This is a genomic window from Actinoplanes sp. NPDC051633 (assembly GCF_040681735.1).
Classification (GTDB): domain Bacteria; phylum Actinomycetota; class Actinomycetes; order Mycobacteriales; family Micromonosporaceae; genus Actinoplanes.
In genome coordinates this window covers 1-4278 of the sequence record NZ_JBFAZH010000681.1, presented here as the reverse complement: position 1 = coordinate 4278, position 4278 = coordinate 1, and the positions used below count along the sequence as shown (strand labels likewise).

General features: G+C 68.5%; 3 protein-coding genes and 1 pseudogene. 3 read left to right on the top strand and 1 reads right to left on the bottom strand.

The window, feature by feature from the left end; all coding sequences use genetic code 11:
- Nucleotides 1–178 precede the first annotated feature (178 nt).
- From AB0M20_RS29620 to AB0M20_RS29610, 3 genes and pseudogenes are all read left to right on the top strand, one after another.
- On the top strand, nt 179–1435 hold the full coding sequence (locus tag AB0M20_RS29620; RefSeq protein ID WP_364303606.1) for a SidA/IucD/PvdA family monooxygenase: 1257 nt from the start codon (nt 179–181) through the stop codon (nt 1433–1435).
- Complete coding sequence (locus tag AB0M20_RS29615; protein WP_364303605.1) at nt 1432–1995, top strand: GNAT family N-acetyltransferase; 564 nt, start codon at nt 1432–1434, stop codon at nt 1993–1995. Before AB0M20_RS29620 ends, AB0M20_RS29615 begins: the two co-directional genes overlap by 4 nt.
- A gap of 44 nt (nt 1996–2039) precedes the next feature.
- A pseudogene (locus AB0M20_RS29610) lies at nt 2040–3718 on the top strand (IucA/IucC family siderophore biosynthesis protein).
- On the opposite strand, the gene AB0M20_RS29605 reads toward AB0M20_RS29610, so the two are convergent.
- On the bottom strand, nt 3706–4278 hold a 573-nt coding region (locus tag AB0M20_RS29605; RefSeq protein WP_364303604.1), incomplete at its 5' end, for a hypothetical protein. The pseudogene AB0M20_RS29610 and the gene AB0M20_RS29605 sit on opposite strands and share 13 nt — an antisense overlap.

Sequence of the window (4278 nt, the reverse complement as noted above, 5' to 3'; positions counted from 1 at the left end):
GCGCCGCCGTGGTCGCCGGCACCAAGGTGGACGGTCGCCACTACCTCAAGTTCACCCTGCTCAACCCGGCCACCACCCGCGCCGACATCGAGCACGTCCTCGAGCTCATCGCCGACCACGCGGCCGCATACGTCGCCCGGTGCACCGTCCCGGTTCCCGCCTGACGCTTGGAGTTGAGATGTCCTGCCACGACTTCATCGGCATCGGGCTCGGCCCCTACAACCTGGGCCTGGCCTGCCTGACCGCCCCGCTGACCGATCTCGACGGGGTGTTCCTGGAAGCCCGCACCGACGTGAGCTGGCACCCCGGCATGATGCTCGACGGGACCCGCCTGCAGACGCCGTTCCTGGCCGATCTGGTCACCCTCGCCGACCCCACCTCGCCGTATTCCTTCCTCAGCTATCTGAAGGAGTCCGGCCGGATGTACTCGTTCTACATCCGCGAAAGCTTCTACCCGCTGCGCAGCGAATACAGCGACTACTGCCGCTGGGCCGCGGCCAAACTGCCCAACGTGCGCTTCGGGGCGCGCGTCACGGCCGTCTCCTATCAAAACGGGGAGTACGCGGTGACGGCCGGCGACGCCGAATACCGGGCACCCCGCCTCGTATTGGGGACCGGCACCCCGCCGTACCTTCCGGCGGCCGTCCACGGCCTCGGCGGCGACCTGCTGCACAATTCCGAATACCTCGACCACCGCGACTCCCTGCGCGAGAAGCGCAGCATCACCGTCGTCGGCAGCGGGCAGAGCGCCGCCGAGATCTACGCGGATCTGCTCGCCGGCATCACGCCCGGCGGCTACCGGCTGAACTGGGTGACCCGGTCGCCGCGGTTCTTCCCGCTCGAGTACACCAAACTCACCCTCGAGATGACGTCCCCGGAATACGTGGACTATTTCCACGCCCTGCCCGAGCAGCGCCGATACGCCCTCGAGACGCAGCAGAAAGGGCTCTTCAAAGGCATCAACGCCGACCTGATCAACGACATCTACGACACGCTCTACGCGAAAAGCATCGACGGCCCGGTGGCCACCCGGCTGCTCACCAACACCGCGCTGCGGACCGCGTCCTATGCCGACGGCGTCTACACGCTGGGCCTGCGGCATGTCGAGCAGGAGCGGGACTATTCGGTCGCCACCGAGGGCCTGGTGCTCGCCACCGGTTACAAGTATTCGATGCCGGCCTTCCTCGCGCCGATCAGCGACCGGATCCGCTGGGATTCGCACGGCCGATTCGACGTGGCCCGCAACTACACCATCGACCACGCCGGGCGGGAGATCTTCCTGCAGAACGCGGGCACGCACACCCACAGCATCACGTCCCCCGACCTGGGCATGGGCGCGTACCGGAACTCCTGGATCATTCGCGAGATGCTCGGCCGCGAGGTCTATCCGATCGAGAAGAGCATCGCGTTCCAGCAGTTCGGGGTGGCGTCGTGAACCACTACGCGCGGGCCGATGCGGCGCTCGGCACCTTCTCGCTGCGGCCGCTCGACGTGGACGCCGACGCGGAGTTGCTGCATTCCTGGGTCACGCATCCGAAGGCGGCCTACTGGATGATGCTCGACCATTCCGTCGAGCAGGTCGCCGACGAATACCGGCGGATCGCGGCGCACCCCCACCACGACGCGTTCCTCGGTTTCTGGGACGGCCGCCCCGCGTTCCTGGCCGAGCGTTATGACCCCGCTCGCGTCGAGCTGGCCGGGCTGTACGACCCGCAGCCGGGCGACGTCGGCATGCATTTCCTCTGCGCTCCCGCGTCGGCGCCGGTGCACGGTTTCACCCATGCCGTGATCACCACCGTGATGGCCTGGCTCTTCGACGATCGGAACTGCCACCGGGTCGTCGTCGAGCCGGACATCCGCAACACGGCGGTGCACGCGCTCAACGCCGCGGTCGGATTCACGGTCGCCGGCCCACTTCAAAAACCGGAAAAGCAGGCCCTTCTGAGTACGTGCACCCGCGCGCAGTTCCTGGCCCGGATCGGAGTCACCTCGTGATCGCGCACCTCAACCCCGCCGCATGGGCGCAAGCCAACCGGCACATGGTGGCGAAGGCGCTCGGCGAGTTCGCCCACGAGCGTCTCCTCCACCCGGTCGAGGTCGACGGCCGCTACGAGGTCACCTCCGACGACGGCACGTCACCTACCGATTCACCGCGGCGCGGTTCGACCTCGACCATTGGCAGGTCGATCCGTCGACACTTGACCCGTCAACATTGGGCGACGTCGACGCGCTCGACTTCGTACTGCAATTCCGCGAATCGTTCGGCCTCAGCGACGCGATCCTGCCGGTCTACCTCGAGGAATTGAGCTCGAGCCTGTCCGCCATGGCATTCCGGGCGAGCCGGTCCGCAATGTCCGCCACCGACCTCGTGGACGCCGACTTCCAGACCATCGAGGCGTCGATGACCGAGGGTCACCCGTGCTTCGTCGCCAACAGCGGGCGGCTGGGCTTCGGGCTGCGGGACTACCTGTCCTTCGCGCCGGAGGCCGCGCAACCGGTCCGCCTCGTCTGGCTGGCCGCGCACCGCGACCACTCCACGTTCACGTGCAGCCCCGACACTTCCTACGACCAGCACATCGGGTACGAGCTGGGCGACGTCTCCGGGTTCGTCCGCGCGCTCGCCGCCCGGGGCCTGGACATCGCGGATTACCACCTGCTGCCCGTGCACCCCTGGCAGTGGGAGAACAAGCTGGCCGTCACGTTCGCCGGCGAGATCGCCACCGACCGGCTCGTGTATCTCGGTCCCGGATCCGACGAACACCTGCCGCAGCAGTCGATCCGGACGTTCTTCAACGTCACGCAACCGCGCCGGCACTACGTGAAGACCGCGATCAGCGTGCTCAACATGGGCTTCATGCGAGGGCTGTCCGCGGCGTACATGGAGGCGACGCCGGCGATCAACGACTGGCTGCGCGACCTCATCGAGAACGATGCCGTGCTCAAGGGCAGCGGGCTGACGATCCTGCGAGAGCGGGCGGCGATCGGGTACCACCCGCGGCACTACGAGGCGGCGACGGATCGCTCGTCCCCGTATCGGAAAATGCTGGCCGCGCTGTGGCGGGAGAGCCCGGTGCCGTCGCTGGAACCGGGCCGCGGACTGGCCACCATGGCGTCGCTGCTGCACGTCGACTCGTCCGGCTCGTTCGCCGCGGCGCTGATCGAGCGGTCCGGCCTTCCGCCCGCCGAGTGGCTGCGCCGATACCTGGACGCCTACCTGGTGCCGTTGCTGCACAGCCTGTACGCCTACGACCTGGCGTTCATGCCGCACGGGGAGAACGTGATCCTGGTCCTGAACGACGGCGTGGTCGAGCGGGTGATCTTCAAGGACATCGCCGAGGAGATCGTGCTGATGGACCCGTCCGCCCCGCTGCCGCCGCTGATCTCCCGGATCAAGGCCGACGTGCCGCCCGACATCAGGCTGCTGTCCATCTTCACGGACGTCTTCGACTGCTTCTTCCGCTTCCTGGCCGCCCGGCTGTCGCTAGTGCTGCCGCCGGCTGAGTTCTGGCGGACGGTGGCGTCGTGCGCGGCGTCCTACCTGGCGTCGGTGCCCCACCTCGCCGACCGCTACGACCTGTTCGCGGACGAGTTCGCGCTGTCCTGCCTGAACCGCCTCCAGCTGCGCAACAACCGCGAGATGGTCAGCCTGTCGGACCCGGCGGGCGCGCTGCAGCTGGTGGGTACGCTGCGCAACCCGCTGGCCGCCTACCGTCCCTGATCCTGCTCGCCCGGCTCTTCCGGATCCCGCTGCTTCGGGATCATCAGCAGGCGCGTGTCGTCCTCGGCTTCGTCCGGCGGGCGTTCCGAGTTCAGGACACTCTTGGGGCGCTTGGGCTCCTGCGGTGCCTCCGTCTTCGACGGGGTGCGGCTCAGCAGGGTCGTGGGGTCGGCGCCGGGATCGGGTCGTTCCGCGTCCATGATGGACGGCGGCTTCTCCTCGGTCCTGCTGCCCGGGATGCGACCCAGGACCTGCGTGTAGTCGTCCCGATCGCCCGGGATGTGCCCGAGCAGCTGGGTGTGCTCGGCCGAGTCACGCGGGATGTGGCCGATCATCTGGGTGTGCTCGTCCGGGTGTTCCCGGGGGATCCGGATGACCTGGGTCTCGTCGCCGTGGGTGCGGGCCTCGGCGGCGGCCCGCTCGGCGAAGGCCTGGCGGGCCCGCTCCTGCGCGGCCCGATCCCGGAAGGCCTGGCGGGCGCGCTCCTGGGCGGCCTGCTCCTCGGCGGTGCGGCGGGCATCATCGGCCGACTCCAGGCGGAAGATCACCTGGGTCTGCTC

Coding starts and splice junctions, on each gene's coding strand:
- AB0M20_RS29620 (WP_364303606.1), top strand. CDS start 179: ATGTCCTGCCACGACTTCATCGGCATCGGGCTCGGCCCCTACAACCTG.